Below are 20,489 nucleotides of genomic sequence, written 5' to 3' on the forward strand. Positions count from 1 at the left end.
ACTATTTTTTGAGTTCTAGGATAACTTTTTTAGAAATTAGTTTTCCTGATTCGCTAATTCCTTCAATATAAACTTGAATTTTTTCTTGAGTGTTAGCCGGTATTTTAATGCTTTTACTAGTGTTATTTTCTAAATGAATATTTGGTTCCCAAAAAACACTACCAAATTTTTGATAAGTATCATCTGTAAAAGATGGGTATAATGGATTATAATATTCCTTTTCAGCTGCAAAACCTATTGGAGCTTTTACATGAGCAAAACGAGATGTTTTATTTATATATTCTAAAGGAGAAAGACTAAAAATATGAATTTCTTCACCAAACCCACCAGGGTTTCTTCCGTAAAAAATCTCTTTGACAGTGTCCAAATAGGTCGTTTCTGCTATCCAGGTACTAAAAGTAATCTCATCGTTGTCAAGAAACATTCTTACTGCTGATCTACCTCTATTCGAACCTATCTTGCCAAAGCCTCTTGGCAAAATTACAGGAGCCCCAATTGCATCATATCCAATAGGATAGTTTTTAGATCGTAAAAAGTCTATCACCGTTTCACCAGAAGCTATAATTCTTTTGTCAAGATTTCCTCTTCTAAACATTGTAGCTCGTCCATAAAATTTGTAATCTTCTTTCTTTTTTTTATTTGCTTTAACTTCTACTTCATCTAAATCTTCAAATTCACTTTTAAGTTGTTTAAAATTACTTACTTCTAGCTCAGTTCTTCTCTCTGATTCTATTTCTGAATCATCAATATCTTCATATAATTTACCACCAGTGAAGGATAGTGCTGGTGAAATTTTGAAGTAATTATCCCTGCTATTTAAACCAAAATTTAAGGTTGAATTCTTTTTAATAAAAGAATTTTCTAACTTGTATGGGGTTTCATTATGAGCGATAACTCGAACTAAGTTATTATCTTTTGAAGAAAGCAAAATAGATTGCTTAGACGACAAGCTTTTATTAATTCTTGCAGTTATATCAATTCCGTTTTCAAAATCAAAAAGTGTTTTAGGAGGAGAGTTAAAAATCAAGTTCCAATTGTATTTACTCCATCCTTGAATAAGTAGCAATAAATCTAAATCTCTTTGTTGTCCTTTATAACCTTTTCCTAACAATTTTGATGGACTCTGGATATCTCCTTTAATATAAGGTTTTAATAGAAAGGAAGAAATAATATTATTTTTTGGCTTATAAGCTTTGCTGTTTTCTGGAAGGAAAGAAGCGCTGATGTATACATCTTCGTTTGCAAGATTTTTTAGTTTTACATCAAGCGAGTCCTTTGTTCTATTTCTAGTGTCACTAATGTTAACTTCTTGAAACAATTCCTCGGACTTAACGAAAAATAATCTTTCTGAAATAGGTTTATCTTCTTCATTAAAAACCGTTACGATATTTATTCCAGGTTGAAAATTGTCTTTATCTAAAAGTAAAACATGATTTAAGTGGTTTTCATTTAATTTAAAAGGATAGTTCTTAAAACTCCTAGTATTATGAATCATCACTCTATATTGTTTACCAGCTATTGTTTTTAAAGTTTCATTGTTAGTAATAACATTAATACTTACTTTTTTCAAATCTTTACTATTAACAATTAAAGAGATACCTCTAGATTCAGGTTTTGGTAGATTTGCTGTTAATTCAGTTCCGTTTTCTAGAATTGCATGGAAAGAATAAGACTCGTTTTCTTTCAAGAAAAGTTTAACACTATTCATTCCAAATAAGTTAGTAGAAAAATGACGAACCGTATTATTGTTTTGGTCATTGATAATACCTTTAGTTATTTTAACACCTTGGTTTTTGTCGTTTTTAACAAGTATACCTATGTTATTTAGTGTATTAGATACTAAATGACCGCCTTCCGGAAATAATTTAAATTCGTAAAAGTCTTTTTCTGATAGTAAAGTTCGTTTATTGTTATTGTTTGAACTAACAATCTTTATTTTTTGATAGAAAGCATTATCATCTTCAAAATTTTTCATCCACTTTGTCGAAGCTTTCAAATAATATGAATCGCCAGTGAAAGTAGAATCTATAAGAATATTTCCTCGACCTGTTCCATCAGTAATATGAACAAGTTGTTGATCTTTTAAGATTCCATTTTTATTGAATATTGATACATAAAGATTTGTGGTAGTTGGATGAAGTTTTTGTGTGTTTTGCTCTTGAATATAAGCTTTATACCAAATTTCTTCTCCTCTTAAAAAACTAGTTTTGTTTAAATGTAAAAAAGGGATTTCCCTTGTGTTTTCAAAGTAATTGACATAGCTAGAGTCAATTTGTTTTTGCGCGAAAACATTGCTATACTGGACAACCAGTAAAAAAAGTAATAGTGTTTTTTTCATAGTAAAATAGGTTGATTAAACATGAAAAAAACATCAAGAATGATGCCGAAAACCTTTTTTTACTATTTAATTATAAGTTCCACTTTTTTTGAAATTAATTTTCCAGATTCAGTAATTCCTTCAATATAAACCAGCACTTTTTCCTGAAGATTAGCTGGTATTTGAATGGTTTTATTTAAGTATCCTTGGAGTTTTATATTTGGTTCCCAAAACATGCATCCATACTTTTGATATGTATCATTTGTAAAAGATGGATAAATAGGGTTGTAATATTCTTTTTCAGTTGCAAAACCTATCGGAATTTTTATATGCGCAAACTCAGCTCTTTTATCGATGTACTCAGCAGGATTTAATCTGAAAATATGTATTTCTTCACCAAGTTTTCCAGGATTTCTGCCGTAAAAAATTTCCTTTATCGTATTTAGATAAACTTGTTCTAAAACCCAATGTTCCTGTGATATATCATACCCATCAAGAAAAATTCGTAGAAGAGGTCTTCCAAATCTATCGGACTCTTCCACACTCTCTGTAATTAATGATGCTTTAGGCCCTAATCCTCTAAGAACAACTTTATCCTGAGCATAATCATAATATCCTTTTTCTTTAAAAAAATCAAGAAGCGTCTCACCTGAGGCAATCATTTTGTTTTCTAACCTTGCACTAGTGAGCATAGTTATTCCTCCGTAAACTTTATCATGATTTTCAGTTTTTCTTCTTTTTTTATTAGCATCAACTTCTACTTCATTTAAATTTTCATATTCATTTTTAAGCGGTTTAAAATTGCTTACTTCAAGTTCTAGTCTTTTGGATAATTCAATTTCAGAATTAGTAATCTTCTCTCGCAATTTACCTCCAGAGTAAGATAGTGCTGGAGCTATTTTAAAGTAATTATCATTACTACTTAATCCAAAATTTAATATGGAGTTTTTCTTAAGAAAAGAATTTTTTAGAATCCAAGGATTTTCTTTGTGAGTAATTATTCTAATTAACTTGTTTTTATTTGATGATAAAACAATTGATTGTTTCGAGGATAATTTTTTATTTAATCTTGCTGTAAGATCAATTCCATTTTCAAATTTAAAATTGGTTTTAGGTGGATTGTAAAAAATGTCATTCCAATTGTATTTACTCCATCCTTGAATGAGTAACAACAAATCTAAATCTCTTTGCTGACCTTTGTAAGTTTCTCCTAAAAGTTTAGTTGGGTTTTGGATGGAACCTTTTATATAAGGTCTTAATAAATAGGTTGAAATTATATTGTTTTTAGGTTTGTAAGCTTGCGTATTACCTGGTAAAAAAGTAGCGCTTAAAAATATTTTCTCATTAGATGGATTTGTGAATTTTACAGCTACTGAATCATTACGCATTCTTTTAGTGTTACTAACTCGAATGTTTTGGAACAAATCCTCAGATTTTATGTAAATCAATCGTTCAGAAATAGGTTTGTTTTCATTATTAAACACTGTGATTATGTTTATTCCAGGATTCAATTCTTCTGGTTTTAAAAGTAAAGCATGGTTGTAGTTGTTTTCTTTAAAAGTAAATGGAAAATTTCTATAATTACGAGTATTATGAACCAATATGCGGTATTGTTTTCCTGCAATTTCTTTGAGTGTTTCTTTGTTCGTAATAACATTAACAGTGACTTGATTTTTGTCTTTGCTGTTAACTATCAAGGAAATCCCTCTTGACTCTGGTAATGGAGTTGAAGCTTTAATTTTAGAGCCATTTGAGAGCGTTGCATGAAAGGTATAACTTGTGTTCTCTTTTATAAATAATCGAATATTGTTCATTCCGAACTCATTAGTATTGAACTTTCTAATGATATTGTTATTCTGATCTTTGATAACTCCTTTCTGAATTTTTACACCTCTATTTTGATAGTCCTTAATAAGAATTCCAATGTTGTTTAAAGTATTAGCTACAAAATGACCTCCTTCGGGAAATAATTTAAACTCAAAAAAATCTTTTTCGGATACAGTAATTTTTTTTTCTTCTTCAATAGAGGATACAATGCTAATTTTTTGATAAAAGGCGTTATCCTCATTAAAGTTTTTCATCCATTTCGTAGAAGCTTTTATATAATAATTTTTACCATTGTAAGTGGAGTCTAAAAGAATACTTCCATAACCTACACCATTTATGATATGAATTAATTGCTGATCTTTAAAACTGGTATTTTCGTTAAATATGGAAACATAGAGATTGGTAGTTGTAGTGTGTAATTTTTGAGAATTTTGTTCCTGTATATAAGCTTTAAACCAAATCTCCTCTCCTTGTAAATAGCTTGTTTTATTAAGATGTAAATAAGGGACTTCTCTAGTGTTTTGGAAATACTTGACGTAACTACTGTCAATTTCCTGTTGAGCAAAAATTGAGTATTGATATACTAATGTTCCGATTAGGAGGATAAATATATTTTTTTTTCTAAGCATTTTGAGATGTTAATAGGTTAATTTTATTTGGATAAAATGACTTCTTGTGAGATTAATTTTCCTGATTTTGTAATTCCTTCTAAGTGAATCTTTATTTTCTTTTGTGTATTCAAAGGAACTTTTACGTTTTTAGTTGAATTTGCTTCAATGTCAATTATTGGTTCCCAAAAAACACTTCCATATTTTTTATACGTTTCGTTGGTGAAAGAAGGGTAAATTGGATTGTAATATTCTTTTTCAGTAGCAAATCCAACAGGTATTTGAATATTTGAGAAATTTGCTCTTTTATCAATATACTCGGTAGGGTTTAATCTGTAGATGTGAATCTGTTCACCAAATCTTGAAGGATCTCGACCGTAAAAAATTTCTTTCACAGTATTTAAATATATCATTTCTAACATCCATAAAGATTGTGATATTTCTTCACCGTCCAAAAATACTCTAACAGCAGGTCTTCCAAATCTTTCGTTAAACTCATCTCCTCCTTCTGGTGCGGAATTTAATCCAGAGTTATTTGATCCTGACAGAGAATTTATACCTCTTAGAGTTATAGTTAAGTCTCCAATTTCATTTCGTAATACGGAATAATTTTTAGAACGAATAAAATCTACTACGGTCTCACCCGAAGCAATAATTATATTATCCATTTTTGTACTTGTTAGCATCGTTACTCCGCCATAAATATTATCTTGGTTTTTGGTTTTCCTTCTGTTTCTTATAGCTGTAACTTCTACTTCGTTTAAATCTTCGAATTCACTTTTTAATGATTTAAAATTACTTACTTCGAGTTCTAAGTTTTTAATAGTTGGAAATTGAGAAATATCAATATTTTCCAATAAAGAGTTACTAGAGTAAGAAATCGCTGGAAAAACTTTGAAATAATTCCCGTTACTACTTAATCCAAGTTTAAGAGTAGAGTTTTTCTTAATGAAAGAATTTTTAAGAATCCAAGGATTTTCAGTAGGGTTAATTATTCGAATAAGATTATTTTCCTTTGAGGTTAAAACAATAGATTGTTTTGAGGTTAAACGTTTGTTTAGTCTCAATGTTAGATCTATTCCGTTTTCAAAAGTATAGTCTGTTGCTGGGGGAGTTGTGAAAATGGAATTCCAGTTATATTTACTCCATCCTTGAGTAAGCAAAAGAAGATCCAAGTCTCTTTCTTGTCCTTTGTAAGGTTTACCTAAAAGTTGCATAGCATTTTGGATATCTCCCTTTACATAAGGTTTAAGTAAAAAAGACGATATAATATTATTGTTAGGATGATAAGCTTGTGTGTTTTCGGGTAAAAAAGAAGCACTTAAGTACACTTCTTCTTTTGAGGGGTTCGTAAACTTCACAGTAATTGAATCATTACGTATTTTTTTTGTGTTGCTAATTTTAATATTCTGAAATAAATCATCTGATTTTACAAATATAATGCGCTCCGAAATAGGTTGATTTTGATCATTAAAAACAGTAATAATATTAATACCTGGATCTACTTCTTGTTCTTTTAAAATTAATCCATAATTGATTTGATTTGCATCTAGCGTGAAAAGAAAGTTTCGGTAACTACGGGTGTTATGAACTAAAACTCGATATTGCTTCCCCGAAAAATCGTTCAAGGTTTCTTGATTTGTAATTATATTTAAACTTATGCTTTTAGGGTTTTTACTATTTACAATTAATGAGAATCCTTTTGGTTCTGGTTTTGGAAGAACCGCTTCTATTTCTGATCCATTATCTAAAATAGCATAGAAAGTATAAACATCATTTTCTCTAAGAAATAATCGTACGCTATTCATACCGAGAGAGTTCGTGTTGAAATGACGAATAGCATTCCCATTTTGGTCTTTAATTATACCTTTTTGGATTTTTACTCCTTGGTTTTTATAGTCTTTAATTAATACTCCGATGTTATTTAAAGTATTTGCAACATAATGACCGCCTTCAGGAAATAATTTAAACTCATAGAAGTCATGTTTATTAGCCGTTATTTTTTCTTGGTTTTCAACTTGTCTTATAAGTTTTATTTTTTGATAATAAGCGTTATCCTCTTTGAAGTTTTTCATCCATTTTGTAGATGCTTTTAAATAATATTCTTTATCAGTATAAGTTGAGTCAAGAAGAAAACTTCCACGTCCGATACCATTAGTAATATGAATTAGTTTTTGTTTAATCAAAGAGGCGTTCTCATTAAAAACAGAAACATATAGATTGGTAGTAGTAGGATGTAGTTTTTGAGAATTTTGTTCTTGTATATATGCCTTAAACCAAATTTCTTCTCCTTGCAAAAAACTCGTTTTGTTTAAATGTAAAAATGGAATCTCTCGTGTATTTTCAAAATATTCTTGATATTTCTCATCTGTTGTTTTTTCTTGAGCAAAAGAACTCAAAACAACTAATAGAAAGAATGTTAGTATGTAATTTTTTTTCATATTGAATTTTTGAAATGTTTATCTTAAAGATATTAAATAATTAGTTTGATAGCAAGATGAATGAGTGAACGATACGTTTCAATGAGTGAACATGATTTCGTAAAAAAAAGCAACCCCGTAAGGGATTGCTTCAATAAGTTATAAGAAAGACTATTTGGACTTTGTAAACAAATATATTTCTCTATCGTAACTCGGATTTGAAACATAAATTTTACTAAACTCTTTTAATCTTCTATTATCTAAAAGATAAAGTCTGTTTATACCCATTCCGAGTATTTGTGTATTGTCCAGATAAATTGAGGTAACTCCTCTACTGGCACTTCCAAAGCTTTTTTCTCTATACATCTTGCTTCCATCTTCAATAGTATTAAATGAAGTAGACTGCTCATTTAGTTTTTTTAGTTCACAATAATTAAAACCACCTTCTTTTCTAAGAAATGAAAATACAAATTGATTCAAATTAAAAGATTCATCAATCTCATAAGCTTTGAAACTTATAAATTCGTTCTTTTTTGAAGAGTTTTTGGCTAATTGTTGAGCTGATAGTCCAGATGCTGCAAAAAGAGCTAAGACAAAAGATGTAATGAAAAGTTTTTTTGTGTTCATAGCATTAAAATTTAAAAGTTAGTAATACTAAAATAACATCAAGAATTAGACCAAAAAAATGAGCTTTGATTTTTATCAAAGCTCATTTAATATATTTAACTCATTAAAATTAAAGAATGATTACATCATTCCAGGCATTCCGCCCATTGGAGGCATTCCTCCACCAGCATTCTCTTCTTTAATATCAACTAAAGCACATTCTGTAGTTAAGATCATACCTGCAACAGAAGCAGCATTTTCTAAAGCAACACGTGTTACTTTTTTAGGATCTATAATACCAGCTTCTAACATGTCTACATATTGCTCAGTTTTAGCGTCGTAACCAAAATTAGTAGCACCTTCTAATACTTTGTTAATTACAACAGAACCCTCACCACCTGCATTTTCAACAATAGTTCTTAACGGAGCTTCAATTGCTTTATTTACGATTTGTATACCTGTAGTTTCATCTAAATTATCAGAAGTTAAGCTTTCTAATACTTTTTTAGCACGAACTAAAGCTACACCACCACCAGCAACAATTCCTTCTTCAACAGCTGCTCGAGTTGCGTGTAAAGCATCATCTACACGATCTTTCTTTTCTTTCATTTCAACTTCAGAAGCAGCTCCTACGTATAATACAGCAACACCTCCAGCTAACTTTGCTAAACGCTCTTGTAACTTCTCTTTATCGTAGTCAGAAGTAGTAGTTTCGATTTGTGCTTTAATTTGATTTACTCTAGCTTTAATTTGAGTTTCATCTCCAGCTCCATTAACTACGGTAGTGTTATCCTTATCAATAGTTACTGTTTCTGCAGTTCCTAATAAATCTAATGTCGCATTTTCTAAAGAGAAACCTCTTTCTTCAGAGATAACTGTACCACCAGTTAAAATAGCGATGTCTTCTAACATTGCTTTTCTTCTATCTCCAAATCCAGGAGCTTTAACAGCAGCAATTTTTAATCCTCCTCTTAATTTATTTACAACTAAAGTAGCTAATGCTTGTCCATCTACATCTTCTGCAATAATTAATAACGGACGACCAGATTGAGCAACAGGCTCTAAGATTGGTAAAATTTCTTGTAAGTTAGAAATCTTCTTATCGAATAATAAAATGTATGGGTTTTCTAACTCAGCAATCATTTTATCAGCATTTGTTACAAAATAAGGAGATAAGTATCCTCTATCAAACTGCATTCCTTCTACAACATCAACATACGTATCTGTACCTTTCGCTTCTTCAACAGTTATAACACCTTCTTTACCAACTTTACCGAAAGCAGTAGCAATTAAATCACCAATTACAGAATCGTTATTTGCAGAAATAGATGCTACTTGCTGAATTTTCTCAGAAGAATCACCAACTTCTTTTGCTTGTTTAGCTAAGTCCTCAGTTAACGCGACAACAGCCTTGTCAATTCCTCTTTTCAAATCCATTGGATTAGCACCAGCAGCAACGTTCTTTAATCCTTCTTTAACGATAGCTTGTGCTAAAACTGTTGCAGTAGTGGTTCCATCACCTGCTAAATCGTTAGTTTTAGAAGCAACTTCTTTTACCATTTGTGCTCCCATATTTTCAAGAGCATCTTCTAATTCTACTTCTTTTGCTACAGAAACTCCGTCTTTAGTAACATGAGGTGCTCCAAATGATTTAGAAATAATTACATTACGGCCTTTAGGTCCTAAAGTAACTTTTACTGCATTAGCTAATGCATCAACACCGCGTTTTAAACCGTCGCGTGCATCTATATCAAATTTAATATCTTTTGCCATTTTGTTTCTAGTTTTTGTTTATCCTATTGAATAGGAATCTAGTTAATTTTTGTTTTTAATGAGATTCCGAATTGAAATCGGAAAGAGAGTTTAAAAATTAAATGATAGCCATGATGTCTGACTCTCTCATCATTAAGTAATCTTTTCCTTCGAATTTTAATTCTGTTCCTGAGTATTTGCCATACAAAACAGTATCTCCAACTTTTACAGTTAAAGGTTCGTCTTTTTTACCAGTTCCAATGGCAACTATAGTTCCTTTTTGTGGTTTTTCTTTTGCGTTATCAGGTATAATAATTCCTGACGCAGTAGTAGTTTCAGCTGCAGCTGGTTCTACTAGAACTCTATCTGCTAAAGGTTTGATGTTTAATCCCATTTTATTTAAAAATTTTGATTAATCTGTGTTTAAATTTTTCAGTTTATATTTTGTCAGAAATTATGCCAATGCTACAAAACTGACAATTTTTCTTAGCTTCATTGGTTTTAAAATTTGATATAAAAAAAAATGCCAACGTGTCATCGTTGGCATTTTATATATTTTTATCTCTCAATTACTATTGAACTGAATCTTTTGTAGTATCAGGAGTAGTAGTTGTTGCTGGTGCAGTAGTTTCAACTCCATCTAAAGTATTCGTTAAATCTGGAGTGTTGTTAGCGTTACCTCTGTCAATTGCAAAGTTTGATAATAAGATTAATGCAAACATAGCAATAGCTAAAGTCCAAGTTGTTCTGTCTAAAAAGTTGTTTGTGTTTTGAACACCACCAATATTTTGTCCACCACCACCGAAAGTAGAAGACAATCCTCCTCCTTTAGGATTTTGAACCATAACGATTAAAATTAATGCAATCGCAACAATGATTATTAAAATTAAAATTGGTAAATACATATCTTTATTATGATTTTTGTAAAATTCGTATCTTCTTAATTTGGTCTGCAAAGAAACTACTTTTTTCTGGATATTTCAAACTTAAAATTTCATAAGCTTTAATAGCATTATCATATTTTTTTTGTTCCAAGTAAATTTTTGCTAAAGTTTCCGTCATTAATAGCGGCTCATGAACGGTTTCTATAGGTATATTAGTAGGTGTAGCGTTCTTGCTTATTTTGGATATTTTAGGATTATTTGCAATAAAACTGTCAATAATATTATCTTGTAAAGACTTTTCTTTAGGTGGATTTATTTTTCTTATTGTTCCACTCGATAGTTGCAACCATTGATTAAAAGAATGTGTTTCATTCTTGTCAAAAGAGAGTGGTTGACCAATTCCCAACTCATCTTTTACCTTTTCAAAGGTGGATGTGCTTACGTTATCCTTAAGAATACTTTTGCTCTCAGATTCTTGTTTTTTATTGAATACATCAGAAGTAATGAAATCAAATAAAATTGATCTATCGGTTGTGTAAGCGGCAGTAACTTTTAGTTCGTTATTGTATTTAAAACTTTCTTGATCTTTTAACGCTTTTAATAAAAGAGCTCTAGCTGATTGGAAATAAGGATATTTATCAATAACAGACTTCAGTTCGTTAACATTCTCTCTTTCTAAAGCTTCAGGGTTCTTTAAAATAGCTATGTAATTACTTTTTACCATTTTGCAACAGATGCATTAAAAATATCTTGAGTAATTCTAGGTAAAATTTCATTATAAGCAGCTTCTAAAACGCTACCTGCTAATTGTTCTGAAGCTCCATAATCATAATAAAAAGAAAATTGTTTTTCAAAATCATCTTTTTCTTCAAGAGCGTTCGTAAATCGAACGTTTATTGATATTGTTAATCGGTTTTGGGCAGCTGTTTGATTAGCAGTAGCACTAATTGGTGAAATTCTATATCCTGTAATTTCACCTTCAAATCGTAAATCACCACCAGCATTAACCAATGTTAGGTTAGTTTGTCGAGTAAATAAATCTTGTAAATCTTGAGTGAATCGCTGACTTAAAGAAGGTTCTACTAAGGCAGCTTGATTAGGAAAGAAGTTTACCTGAATAGTTTTAGCATTACCAGTATTTCCGCCTGTAAATGAATAAGCACCACAACTAACTAAGATTAATGTGAATAAGAAAGCTGTAAAAAAGAATATATTTTTTTTCATGTTAATTATCAATAAACAAGTTTACAAAAATCTATTATAAATCATATTGTTTGATTTTTCTATAAAGTGTTCTCTCAGAAATTCCTAATTCTTTCGCAGCTAATTTTCTTTTTCCTTTGTTTTTTTCGAGAGATTTTTTAATCATTTCCACTTCTTTTTCTTGTAAAGATAAGTTTTCGTCTTCTTCAATTGTCTCAATAAAATCATAATTATTGTCAGAAGAAGATTTTGGTATTTGTACTACTTCTACATTGTTAGAGAAATCTTGGTCATCATAAATTCGTTGAATTAAACCTCGATTTTCTTCTTGAACTTCTTCCACATCACTATTTTGCATTAAATCTAAGGTTAATTTTTTTAGATCATTAATGTCGTTACGCATATCAAATAGTATTTTGTACATGATATCACGTTCGCTGGAAAAATCACTTGAAGAAGATGAATTTCCTACTAGCGCAGGTAAGTTGTTAGTAGTGTTATTAGGTAAATATTGCGATAAAATTTCAGGAGAAATAACTCTGTTTTCTTCCATAATTGAAACTTGTTCAGCGATATTTTTTAACTGACGTATGTTTCCAGGAAAACGATAGTTTAATAACATTTTACTAGCATTCTCATCTAATCTTATTACAGGTATTCTGTTTTTTTGAGCAAAATCCGATGCAAATTTTCTAAATAACAAATGGATGTCATTTCCTCTTTCACGTAGAGGAGGAAGTGAAATTTCGATGGTACTTAATCGGTAATACAAATCTTCACGAAACTTTCCTTTGTTAATAGCTTCTTGCATTTTAACATTGGTAGCAGCTACAATTCGAACATTTGTTTTTTGTACTTGTGAAGAACCTACTTTTATAAATTCCCCATTTTCCAAAACGCGGAGTAATCTTACTTGGGTAGTTAAAGGTAATTCTCCAACTTCATCTAAAAAAATAGTTCCACCATCAGCAACTTCGAAGTAACCTTTTCTAGCTTGGGTAGCACCCGTAAATGCACCTTTTTCATGACCAAACAATTCACTGTCAATTGTACCTTCTGGAATTGCTCCACAGTTAACAGCGATATACTTTGCGTGTTTTCTGTGCGATAATTGATGAATTATTTTTGGTATATTTTCTTTACCAACACCACTTTCACCAGTAACCAAAACGGAAATATCAGTAGGAGCAACTCGAATAGCTTTTTCAATTGCTCTGTCAAGTTGAATATCGTTACCAATAATTCCAAATCGTTGTTTTACTGCTTGTAAATTTTCCATAGTGTAAGTAAAGTCTTAGCTCTAAAGTTTTTTTGAATAATTCTTTTAAAGTTAGAATTTCATCTTTTAAGCCGTTTTTAATTAATTGTTTTCAGAATATCCAACTGCTATTCCTTTTAATGTTGTAGAAGTACAATCTTCAATTCTTACATTAACAAAATCACCAAGTTTATAATGTTCTTTAGGAAATACAACTACTGTATTTTGTGTATTTCTACCTTTCCATTCATTTTCATTTTTCTTTGAAGTTCCTTCAATTAAAACTTCTTGAATTTTGCCAATATGCTCTTTTGCTCTATATAAACTATGCTCTTGTTGTAAATTGATGATTTCTTGTAAACGACGTTTCTTTACTTCTAACGGTACATCATCTTCCATTTTTTTAGCAGCCAACGTTCCTGGTCTTTCAGAATAAGCAAACATGAAACCGAAACTATACTTTACTTTTTCCATTAAGTCAAGTGTGTCTTGATGATCTTGTTCAGTTTCTCCACAGAAACCAGCAATCATATCTTGACTTAAATTCATTTCAGGAATTATCTTATAAATATTTTCTACTAATTCTAAATATTCTTCACGAGTGTGAAGACGATTCATAGCTTTTAACATACTGTTACTTCCACTTTGAATAGGTAAGTGAATGTATTTACATATGTTTTTATGTTTTGCCATTACATGTATTACATCTAAGGTCATATCTTGTGGATTAGATGTAGAAAAACGGAAACGCATTTTTGGGAATTCTGTAGCACACATATCTAATAATTGTGCAAAGTTAACCGCAGTCGCTTGTGCCATTTCAGAAGCCTTGTTGAAATCCTTTTTAAGCCCACCGCCATACCATAAATAGGAATCTACATTCTGACCTAAAAGAGTAATTTCTTTAAAGTTTTTTTCATGCATAGAACGAATTTCCTCAATAATACTTTGAGGATCTCTACTACGTTCTCTACCACGAGTAAAAGGAACTACACAGAACGTACACATGTTGTCGCAACCTCTCGTGATTGACACAAAAGCAGAAACCCCGTTTGAATTCAATCGAACAGGAGAAACATCGGCATAGGTCTCTTCTTTAGATAAAATAACATTTACTGCGTCTCTTCCCGCTTCAACTTCTTCAACTAAGTTAGGTAAGTCTCGGTAAGCATCTGGTCCAACCACTAAGTCTACAATTTTTTCTTCTTCTAAAAATTTAGCTTTTAATCGTTCAGCCATACAACCTAACACACCTACTTTCATCTTTGGATTGCGCTTCTTGGCGTGGTTGTATTTTTGAAGTCTGTTTCTAACCGTTTGCTCTGCTTTTTCGCGAATTGAACAAGTATTTACTAAAACTAGATCAGCTTCTTCAATATTCCCTGTAGTATTAAATCCTTCTTCAGCTAAAATTGCGGCAACAATTTCACTGTCATTCATATTCATTTGACAACCATAACTTTCAATAAAAAGTTTTTTTGAATTACCTTCTTTTTGCTCTGTTAATAAAGGCTTGCCTTGTATCTTTTCGTCTATTACTTTTTCAATCTGTTCCATGATCTATAAACTCGTTCTTAGTGGAGGGCAAAGATACAACCAATTTTATGATTATGTGACAAATTGTCATTAAATAATTGCTATCACAGAATTTAAATTAGCGTTAATTCTTAGAAAACAATTCTCAATAAAAAAAAACTATATACTTTTGCACTTTAAAGAACACTACATACTGGTGTAAACCAAATGAAAAAATATGGCAAAAAATTTAGTAATTGTCGAGTCACCTGCTAAGGCTAAAACCATCGAGAAATTTTTAGGAAAAGATTTTCAAGTTGAATCAAGTTTTGGTCACATTGCAGATTTACCTTCAAAAGAGTTAGGAGTTAATGTAGAAGGAGATTTTAAGCCAAAATATATTGTATCTTCAGATAAGAAATCAGTAGTTAAAAAATTAAAAGATTTAGCAAAAAAAGCGGAAACGGTATGGCTAGCTTCCGATGAGGATCGTGAAGGAGAAGCTATTGCTTGGCATTTAGCTGAACAATTAAAACTAACGAAAGATAACACCAAGCGTATTGTTTTTAACTCGATTACAAAGAATGCAATTTTAAAAGCTATTGAAAATCCAAGAACTATTAATTATGACTTAGTAGATGCGCAGCAAGCTCGAAGAGTTTTAGATAGAATTGTTGGTTATGAACTTTCGCCTGTACTATGGAGAAAAGTAAAAGCTGGATTATCAGCTGGTAGAGTACAATCTGTAGCTGTTCGATTAATAGTAGAAAAAGAAAGAGAAATTGAAAAGTTCAGTCCTGTAGCTTCTTACAGAATTGATGCAGAGTTTGAAAATGAGGAAGGAAAGACGTTTAAAGCAAAACTTCTTAAAAATTTCGATACAAAAGAAGAAGCTGAACGTTTTTTAAACTCGTGTTTGTCTGCTGAATTTAAAGTAGATGAATTACAAACTAAACCAGCTAAAAAATCACCAGCAGCACCGTTCACAACTTCAACATTACAGCAGGAAGCTTCAAGAAAACTAGGTTTTCCTGTAGCTAAAACAATGATGATGGCTCAGCGTTTATATGAAGCAGGATTGATAACGTACATGAGAACTGATAGTGTAAATTTATCGGAAGAAGCAAAACAAGCAGCTGCAGAAGAAATTACAAAGTCGTACGGAAAAGAGTTTAGTAAACCTAGAAACTATACAACAAAAGCCAAAGGAGCTCAAGAAGCGCACGAAGCAATTCGACCAACAAATATGGGACAGCATGAGGTTTCAGTTGACTATGATCAAGATAGATTGTATAGTTTAATATGGAAGAGAACATTAGCCTCTCAAATGAGTGATGCGGAGTTAGAGAGAACAAGTTTAAAAATAAGTAACAATAAAAACGAACAGCGTTTCTCAGCTAATGGAGAAGTAATAACTTTTGAAGGTTTCTTAAAAGTATATTTGGAAGGAACCGATGATGAGGATGTTGAACAAGATGGAATGTTGCCGAAAATGAAAGTTGGAGAAGAATTGGTAAATGAGTTTATATCTGCGACAGAAAGATATACTAGGCCGCCAGCTCGTTTTACTGAAGCTTCATTAGTGAAAAGACTAGAAGAATTAGGAATAGGACGCCCTTCTACATATGCACCAACTATTTCTACAGTTCAACGTAGAGGATATGTGGAAAAAGGAACGGCTGAGGGAACTGAAAGAAATTATACACAATTAATATTAGCCAAAGGAGTAATAGCTGAAAAAGAATTAACTGAAAAAGTAGGAGCAGACAAAGGAAAGTTAATGCCAACAGATATAGGAAATGTGGTTAATGATTTCTTGGTTGAAAACTTCTCTACTATTTTAGATTATGGATTTACCGCAAAAGTAGAGTCTGACTTTGATGAAATAGCAGAAGGAAAAGAAGATTGGACTGCAATTATAAAGGGTTTTTATAAAGACTTTCATAATACAGTTCAAGACGTAGCCGAAAATGCTGAAAGAGCTAGTGGTCAACGTTTATTAGGTGTAGATCCTGAGTCTGGAAAGAATGTTTATGTTCGTTTAGGTAGGTTCGGAGCAATGGTTCAAATTGGTGAAGCATCTGATGAAGAAAAGCCTAAGTTTGCAAGTTTACAAGGTGATCAAACTATGGGGTCTATTACTTTTGAGGAAGCAATGGATTTGTTTAAGTTGCCTAAAACTTTAGGAAATTATGAAGGTAAAGAAGTTGAAGTTGCAAGTGGAAGATATGGGCCGTATATTAAGTTTGATGGCAAGTACGTATCATTAGATAAAGATGAAAATCCTATGTCTGTTGATATGGACAGAGCAATTGAGTTGATTGAAGCTAAAAGAAAAGCAGACGCTCCAATTGGAACTTATAAAGAAATGCCAATCCAAAAAGGCGTTGGAAGATTTGGTCCTTTTATTAAATGGAATTCTATTTTTATTAACGTAAATAAGAAATACGACTTTGATAATTTAAGTCAGTCTGATCTAGAAGAACTTATTGAGGATAAGTTAAAGAAAGAACAAGAAAAATTGATTCATGACTGGGAAGATGTAGGTATTAGAGTAGAGAAAGCTAGGTGGGGGAGATTTAATGTTATCAAAGGTAAATCAAAAGTAGAATTACCTAAGACAACTGAAATAGATAAATTTACTAAAGAAGAGGCAGTTAAGCTTTTTGAAGCGAAAAAAACAGCTAAAAAGACTGCTAAAAAAACAACTAAAAAGAAATAAATTTATATCTTGCCCCAGTTCACTAATCCCCTAAATTAATGAATAGCGATTTTTTATCACCTATAGATGATAAGGTTGTTACTCATATAGAGTTGCAATCTCCAAACTCCATTGGTAAAAAAATGAGAGTTCATACGGTCCAAAGTGGTTTTCCAGATTTGGAAGACGTTGCTGTGGCTATTATTGGTGTTAAAGAAGGAAGAAAAGCAATCAATAATAATTGTTGTGGAGAAAATCTCACAGAAATAAGAAAAAACTTATATCAACTTTTTCCTGGTAATTGGAGTTTAAATGTTGCTGACTTAGGCAATATAGAGGCAGGTAATAAGGTGGAAGATACTTATTATGCAGTTTCAGATGTAACTTCAACTTTGTTGAAAAAAAATATAGTCGTAATTTTAATAGGTGGTAGTCAGGATATAACATATGCTAATTACAGAGCATATGATACGCTGGAACAAACGATAAATTTAACAGCTATTGATAATCGATTTGATTTAGGAACTATTGAAGAAGATTTGAATGCTAATTCCTATTTGAGTAAGATTATTATGGAAGAACCAAATAATTTATTCAATTATAGCAATATTGGTTATCAAACGTATTTTAATGCTCAAGAAGAAATTAATTTGCTTCAAAATTTATATTTTGATACCTTTAGGTTAGGAGAAGTTAAACCACTTGAGTTAGTTGAACCGATTTTAAGAGATGCTGACATAGTAAGTGTTGATATTGGAGCTGTTCGTTCGAGCGATGCTCCTGGAAATAAAAATGCTGTCCCTAATGGATTTTACGGAGAAGATTTATGTGCAATTGCCAGATACGCGGGTATTAGCGATAAAGTTACTTCTTTTGGAATTTATGAGTATAACAGTAGATATGATAATAACAACCAAACATCTAGTTTAATTGCCCAAACAATTTGGTATTTCATCGAAGGAGTAAATTTTAGAGCCAAAGATTATCCGTATTCTTGCAATCAGAATTATCAAAAGTTCAGCGTTATTCTCGAAGATGATGATCCAATTAATTTCTATAAAAGTGACAAAAGTGGCAGATGGTGGATGGAGATAAATTTAATATCGGATAATAAATACAAGAGACATGCGTTAATACCATGTGCATATCAAGATTATGTATTGGCATTAGAGCAAAAAATTCCTGAAAGATGGTACAAGGCGCAACAAAAACTTACATAAAAAAAGTTATATTTGCATCCCTTGAGAGTAAATGTTGAAAAAATAATAATTCATTAATAAGAAAGTTACGAACTCTTTAATAAGTGTAAAGTATGAAGAAAGTAGCACTATTTGCCCTAATATTGGTTTTTTTCTATAGTTGTGGATCAAGCAATGATAGAGGGGAATTAGTTGGAGTTAAGTCTAAAAGAAAATGGTTTGCCGAAAAACCTTTCGGTATGGTATATATAAAAGGAGGTTCGTTTACTATGGGTAAACAAGACGAAGATCCTCTTGGAGCTATGAATGCTCCAACAAGAACTGTAACAGTTCAGCCATTTTACATGGACGAAACTGAAATTACAAATAGCGAGTACAAACAGTTTGTGTATTGGGTAAGAGATTCAATCGTTAGAACTAAATTAGCTTACCAAGCAGAATTTGCTTCTGTAGATCCAGTAGATGGAGCTAAGCCAACAGGTATTCAATTATATGCTTTTGCTTCGAAAGATACAGTTGGAGAATCTCCATATGAGAAATATATGAGAGAGAATTATTATGAAGTAGGTCAAGGTTTAGATTCTATCAAACCATTGAATTGGGAAGAAGAGATCATTTGGAATAAAGAAGATTTTCCTGACGCAGATTATGTAGAGGTTATGGACTCATTATTTTTAAATAAAGATGAGGCTTTAAACGGAATACCTACTTTTAATACTAAATTGTTAAACTATAGATATTATTGGTTTGATAATGAAGAGGCTGCCAGAACTGGAGGAAACAGAAAAGCCTTTTTAAGAGATAAAGTTTTAAATGTCTATCCAGACACCACTGTATGGATTAAAGATTTCAACTATTCATACAATGATCCAATGCACCAAGAATATTTTGCACATAAAGCATTTGAAGATTATCCAGTTGTTGGTGTGGATTGGTTCCAAGCAAGAGCTTTTTGCCATTGGAGAACTAAAAATAAAAATGCTTACCAACGTTCTAAGAAAAATTTAGGTTTAGTTCCTTCATTCAGATTGCCAACGGAGGCAGAATGGGAGTATGCTGCTCGTGGAGGTCTTGATTATGCAAAGTATCCATGGGGAGGTCCAAGTACGACAAGTGATAGAGGATGTTTCTTAGCTAACTTTAAACCTGTACGTGGAGATTATGCTGCCGATGGAGCATTATATACAGTAGAAGCAATGTCTTACAATCCTAACGGATTTGGATTATATAATATGGCTGGAAATGTTTCTGAATGGACTCATACTGCTTACAACCAAATGTCTTACTATATGGGGTCAACAATGAACCCAAATGTTGAGAATATTAAAAACCGTCGTAAAATTGTACGTGGTGGATCATGGAAAGATGTAGCTTACTTTTTAGAAGTTGGTTCTCGTGATTGGGAATATGCTGATACCTCAAGAAGTTATATTGGATTTAGAACCGTACAAGATTATTTAGGTACCAAGAAACAATAAGAGAACAATTAATAAGTAATAAATAAATATCCCTAATTAAAAACAAGTATTATTATGGCACAATCAAAATCGACTAAGAAATTATTCAACATGGCTTATGGTTTAGGAGCAGCAGTAGTAATTGCAGGTGCATTGTTCAAAATTATGCACTATCCTGGAGCTAATACCATGTTAGTAGTAGGTATGTCTGTTGAAGCATTAGTATTCGCATTATCTGCTTTTGAACCAGTAGAGGATGAGTTAGATTGGACAAAAGTGTATCCTGAGTTAGCAGATGGAACATCTACAGGAAGAGGTGGTAAGAAAGAAGCATCACCAGAAGAAGCACAGTCTATGTTGTCTAAAAAATTAGATGAAATTTTACAAGAAGCTAAATTAGATGCACAATTAGTATCTAGATTAGGAACTTCTATCAAAGATTTCCAAGGAGCTGTAGAGCCATTAGCTTCTGCATCTCAATCTATTTCTGCTACAAATAATTATAATGAGCAAATGTCTAAAGCAGCAGCTCAAATGGCTTCTTTAAACAGTTTATACCAAACACAAGTAGAGAACGCTTCTAAGCAAGCAGATTTAAACTCTGCTATGGTTGAAAATTCTCAACGTTTACAAGAGCAAATGCAATCGTTAGCAACGAACTTATCGTCGTTAAATGGAGTATATGGAGGAATGTTATCTGCAATGAGCAATAAATAATTTATTATTAACTAAACAAACTAAT

The 20,489-nt window shown here is 31.5% G+C and carries 15 protein-coding genes; 4 read left to right on the forward strand and 11 right to left on the reverse strand.

What is annotated here, in order from left to right; all coding sequences use genetic code 11:
• Position 1: 1 nt before the first annotated feature.
• The 11 genes from EV195_RS03220 to miaB form a co-directional block, all read right to left on the reverse strand.
• On the reverse strand, positions 2–2,338 hold the full coding sequence (locus EV195_RS03220) for a hypothetical protein (protein ID WP_132792825.1): 2,337 nt from the start codon (positions 2,336–2,338) through the stop codon (positions 2–4).
• A gap of 62 nt (positions 2,339–2,400) precedes the next feature.
• Positions 2,401–4,773, reverse strand: coding sequence for a hypothetical protein (locus EV195_RS03225; RefSeq protein ID WP_132792828.1), 2,373 nt, complete (start codon positions 4,771–4,773; stop codon positions 2,401–2,403).
• Between the two features lie 23 nt (positions 4,774–4,796).
• Positions 4,797–7,193 (reverse strand): hypothetical protein, encoded by a 2,397-nt coding sequence (locus tag EV195_RS03230; RefSeq protein WP_132792830.1) that lies wholly within the window; start codon positions 7,191–7,193, stop codon positions 4,797–4,799.
• 150 nt (positions 7,194–7,343) lie between these two features.
• Positions 7,344–7,799, reverse strand: coding sequence for a hypothetical protein (locus EV195_RS03235; RefSeq protein ID WP_132792833.1), 456 nt, complete (start codon positions 7,797–7,799; stop codon positions 7,344–7,346).
• Between the two features lie 120 nt (positions 7,800–7,919).
• The gene (groL, locus tag EV195_RS03240) at positions 7,920–9,551 is read right to left on the reverse strand and encodes a chaperonin GroEL (protein ID WP_132792835.1); all 1,632 of its coding nucleotides are present in this window, start codon (positions 9,549–9,551) and stop codon (positions 7,920–7,922) included.
• Positions 9,552–9,648: 97 nt separating this feature from the next.
• Complete coding sequence (locus EV195_RS03245) at positions 9,649–9,924, reverse strand: co-chaperone GroES (RefSeq protein ID WP_132792838.1); 276 nt, start codon at positions 9,922–9,924, stop codon at positions 9,649–9,651.
• 178 nt (positions 9,925–10,102) lie between these two features.
• Positions 10,103–10,435: a preprotein translocase subunit SecG gene (gene secG / locus EV195_RS03250; protein ID WP_132793304.1), complete on the reverse strand. Its 333-nt coding sequence runs from the start codon at positions 10,433–10,435 to the stop codon at positions 10,103–10,105.
• Between the two features lie 7 nt (positions 10,436–10,442).
• Positions 10,443–11,138 (reverse strand): tetratricopeptide repeat protein, encoded by a 696-nt coding sequence (locus EV195_RS03255; RefSeq protein ID WP_132792840.1) that lies wholly within the window; start codon positions 11,136–11,138, stop codon positions 10,443–10,445.
• The gene (locus tag EV195_RS03260; protein ID WP_132792843.1) at positions 11,132–11,638 is read right to left on the reverse strand and encodes an LptE family protein; all 507 of its coding nucleotides are present in this window, start codon (positions 11,636–11,638) and stop codon (positions 11,132–11,134) included. The genes EV195_RS03255 and EV195_RS03260 overlap by 7 nt, the downstream gene beginning before the upstream one ends.
• A 34-nt stretch (positions 11,639–11,672) precedes the next feature.
• Entirely contained in the window at positions 11,673–12,896 is a 1,224-nt protein-coding gene (locus EV195_RS03265) for a sigma-54 interaction domain-containing protein (RefSeq protein ID WP_132792846.1), read from the reverse strand.
• 81 nt (positions 12,897–12,977) lie between these two features.
• Complete coding sequence (gene miaB / locus EV195_RS03270; protein ID WP_132792849.1) at positions 12,978–14,432, reverse strand: tRNA (N6-isopentenyl adenosine(37)-C2)-methylthiotransferase MiaB; 1,455 nt, start codon at positions 14,430–14,432, stop codon at positions 12,978–12,980.
• A 196-nt stretch (positions 14,433–14,628) separates the two neighbouring features.
• On the opposite strand from miaB, the gene topA reads away from it, so the two are divergent.
• From topA to porL, 4 genes are all read left to right on the forward strand, one after another.
• Complete coding sequence (gene topA / locus EV195_RS03275) at positions 14,629–17,112, forward strand: type I DNA topoisomerase (RefSeq protein ID WP_132792852.1); 2,484 nt, start codon at positions 14,629–14,631, stop codon at positions 17,110–17,112.
• Positions 17,113–17,150: 38 nt separating this feature from the next.
• Positions 17,151–18,311, forward strand: coding sequence for a formimidoylglutamase (locus tag EV195_RS03280; RefSeq protein ID WP_132792855.1), 1,161 nt, complete (start codon positions 17,151–17,153; stop codon positions 18,309–18,311).
• A gap of 92 nt (positions 18,312–18,403) precedes the next feature.
• Positions 18,404–19,768: a T9SS ring complex lipoprotein PorK/GldK gene (porK, locus tag EV195_RS03285; protein WP_132792858.1), complete on the forward strand. Its 1,365-nt coding sequence runs from the start codon at positions 18,404–18,406 to the stop codon at positions 19,766–19,768.
• 54 nt (positions 19,769–19,822) lie between these two features.
• Positions 19,823–20,464, forward strand: a complete 642-nt coding sequence (gene porL, locus EV195_RS03290) for a type IX secretion system motor protein PorL/GldL (protein ID WP_132792860.1) — start codon at positions 19,823–19,825, stop codon at positions 20,462–20,464.
• Positions 20,465–20,489 lie beyond the last annotated feature (25 nt).

The sequence above is a fragment of the Tenacibaculum skagerrakense genome, from assembly GCF_004345825.1.
GTDB lineage: Bacteria > Bacteroidota > Bacteroidia > Flavobacteriales > Flavobacteriaceae > Polaribacter > Polaribacter skagerrakensis.

Coding starts and splice junctions, on each gene's coding strand:
- EV195_RS03220 (WP_132792825.1), bottom strand. CDS start 2,338: ATGAAAAAAACACTATTACTTTTTTTACTGGTTGTCCAGTATAGCAAT.
- EV195_RS03225 (WP_132792828.1), bottom strand. CDS start 4,773: ATGCTTAGAAAAAAAAATATATTTATCCTCCTAATCGGAACATTAGTA.
- EV195_RS03230 (WP_132792830.1), bottom strand. CDS start 7,193: ATGAAAAAAAATTACATACTAACATTCTTTCTATTAGTTGTTTTGAGT.
- EV195_RS03235 (WP_132792833.1), bottom strand. CDS start 7,799: ATGAACACAAAAAAACTTTTCATTACATCTTTTGTCTTAGCTCTTTTT.
- groL (WP_132792835.1), bottom strand. CDS start 9,551: ATGGCAAAAGATATTAAATTTGATATAGATGCACGCGACGGTTTAAAA.
- EV195_RS03245 (WP_132792838.1), bottom strand. CDS start 9,924: ATGGGATTAAACATCAAACCTTTAGCAGATAGAGTTCTAGTAGAACCA.
- secG (WP_132793304.1), bottom strand. CDS start 10,435: ATGTATTTACCAATTTTAATTTTAATAATCATTGTTGCGATTGCATTA.
- EV195_RS03255 (WP_132792840.1), bottom strand. CDS start 11,138: ATGGTAAAAAGTAATTACATAGCTATTTTAAAGAACCCTGAAGCTTTA.
- EV195_RS03260 (WP_132792843.1), bottom strand. CDS start 11,638: ATGAAAAAAAATATATTCTTTTTTACAGCTTTCTTATTCACATTAATC.
- EV195_RS03265 (WP_132792846.1), bottom strand. CDS start 12,896: ATGGAAAATTTACAAGCAGTAAAACAACGATTTGGAATTATTGGTAAC.
- miaB (WP_132792849.1), bottom strand. CDS start 14,432: ATGGAACAGATTGAAAAAGTAATAGACGAAAAGATACAAGGCAAGCCT.
- topA (WP_132792852.1), top strand. CDS start 14,629: ATGGCAAAAAATTTAGTAATTGTCGAGTCACCTGCTAAGGCTAAAACC.
- EV195_RS03280 (WP_132792855.1), top strand. CDS start 17,151: ATGAATAGCGATTTTTTATCACCTATAGATGATAAGGTTGTTACTCAT.
- porK (WP_132792858.1), top strand. CDS start 18,404: ATGAAGAAAGTAGCACTATTTGCCCTAATATTGGTTTTTTTCTATAGT.
- porL (WP_132792860.1), top strand. CDS start 19,823: ATGGCACAATCAAAATCGACTAAGAAATTATTCAACATGGCTTATGGT.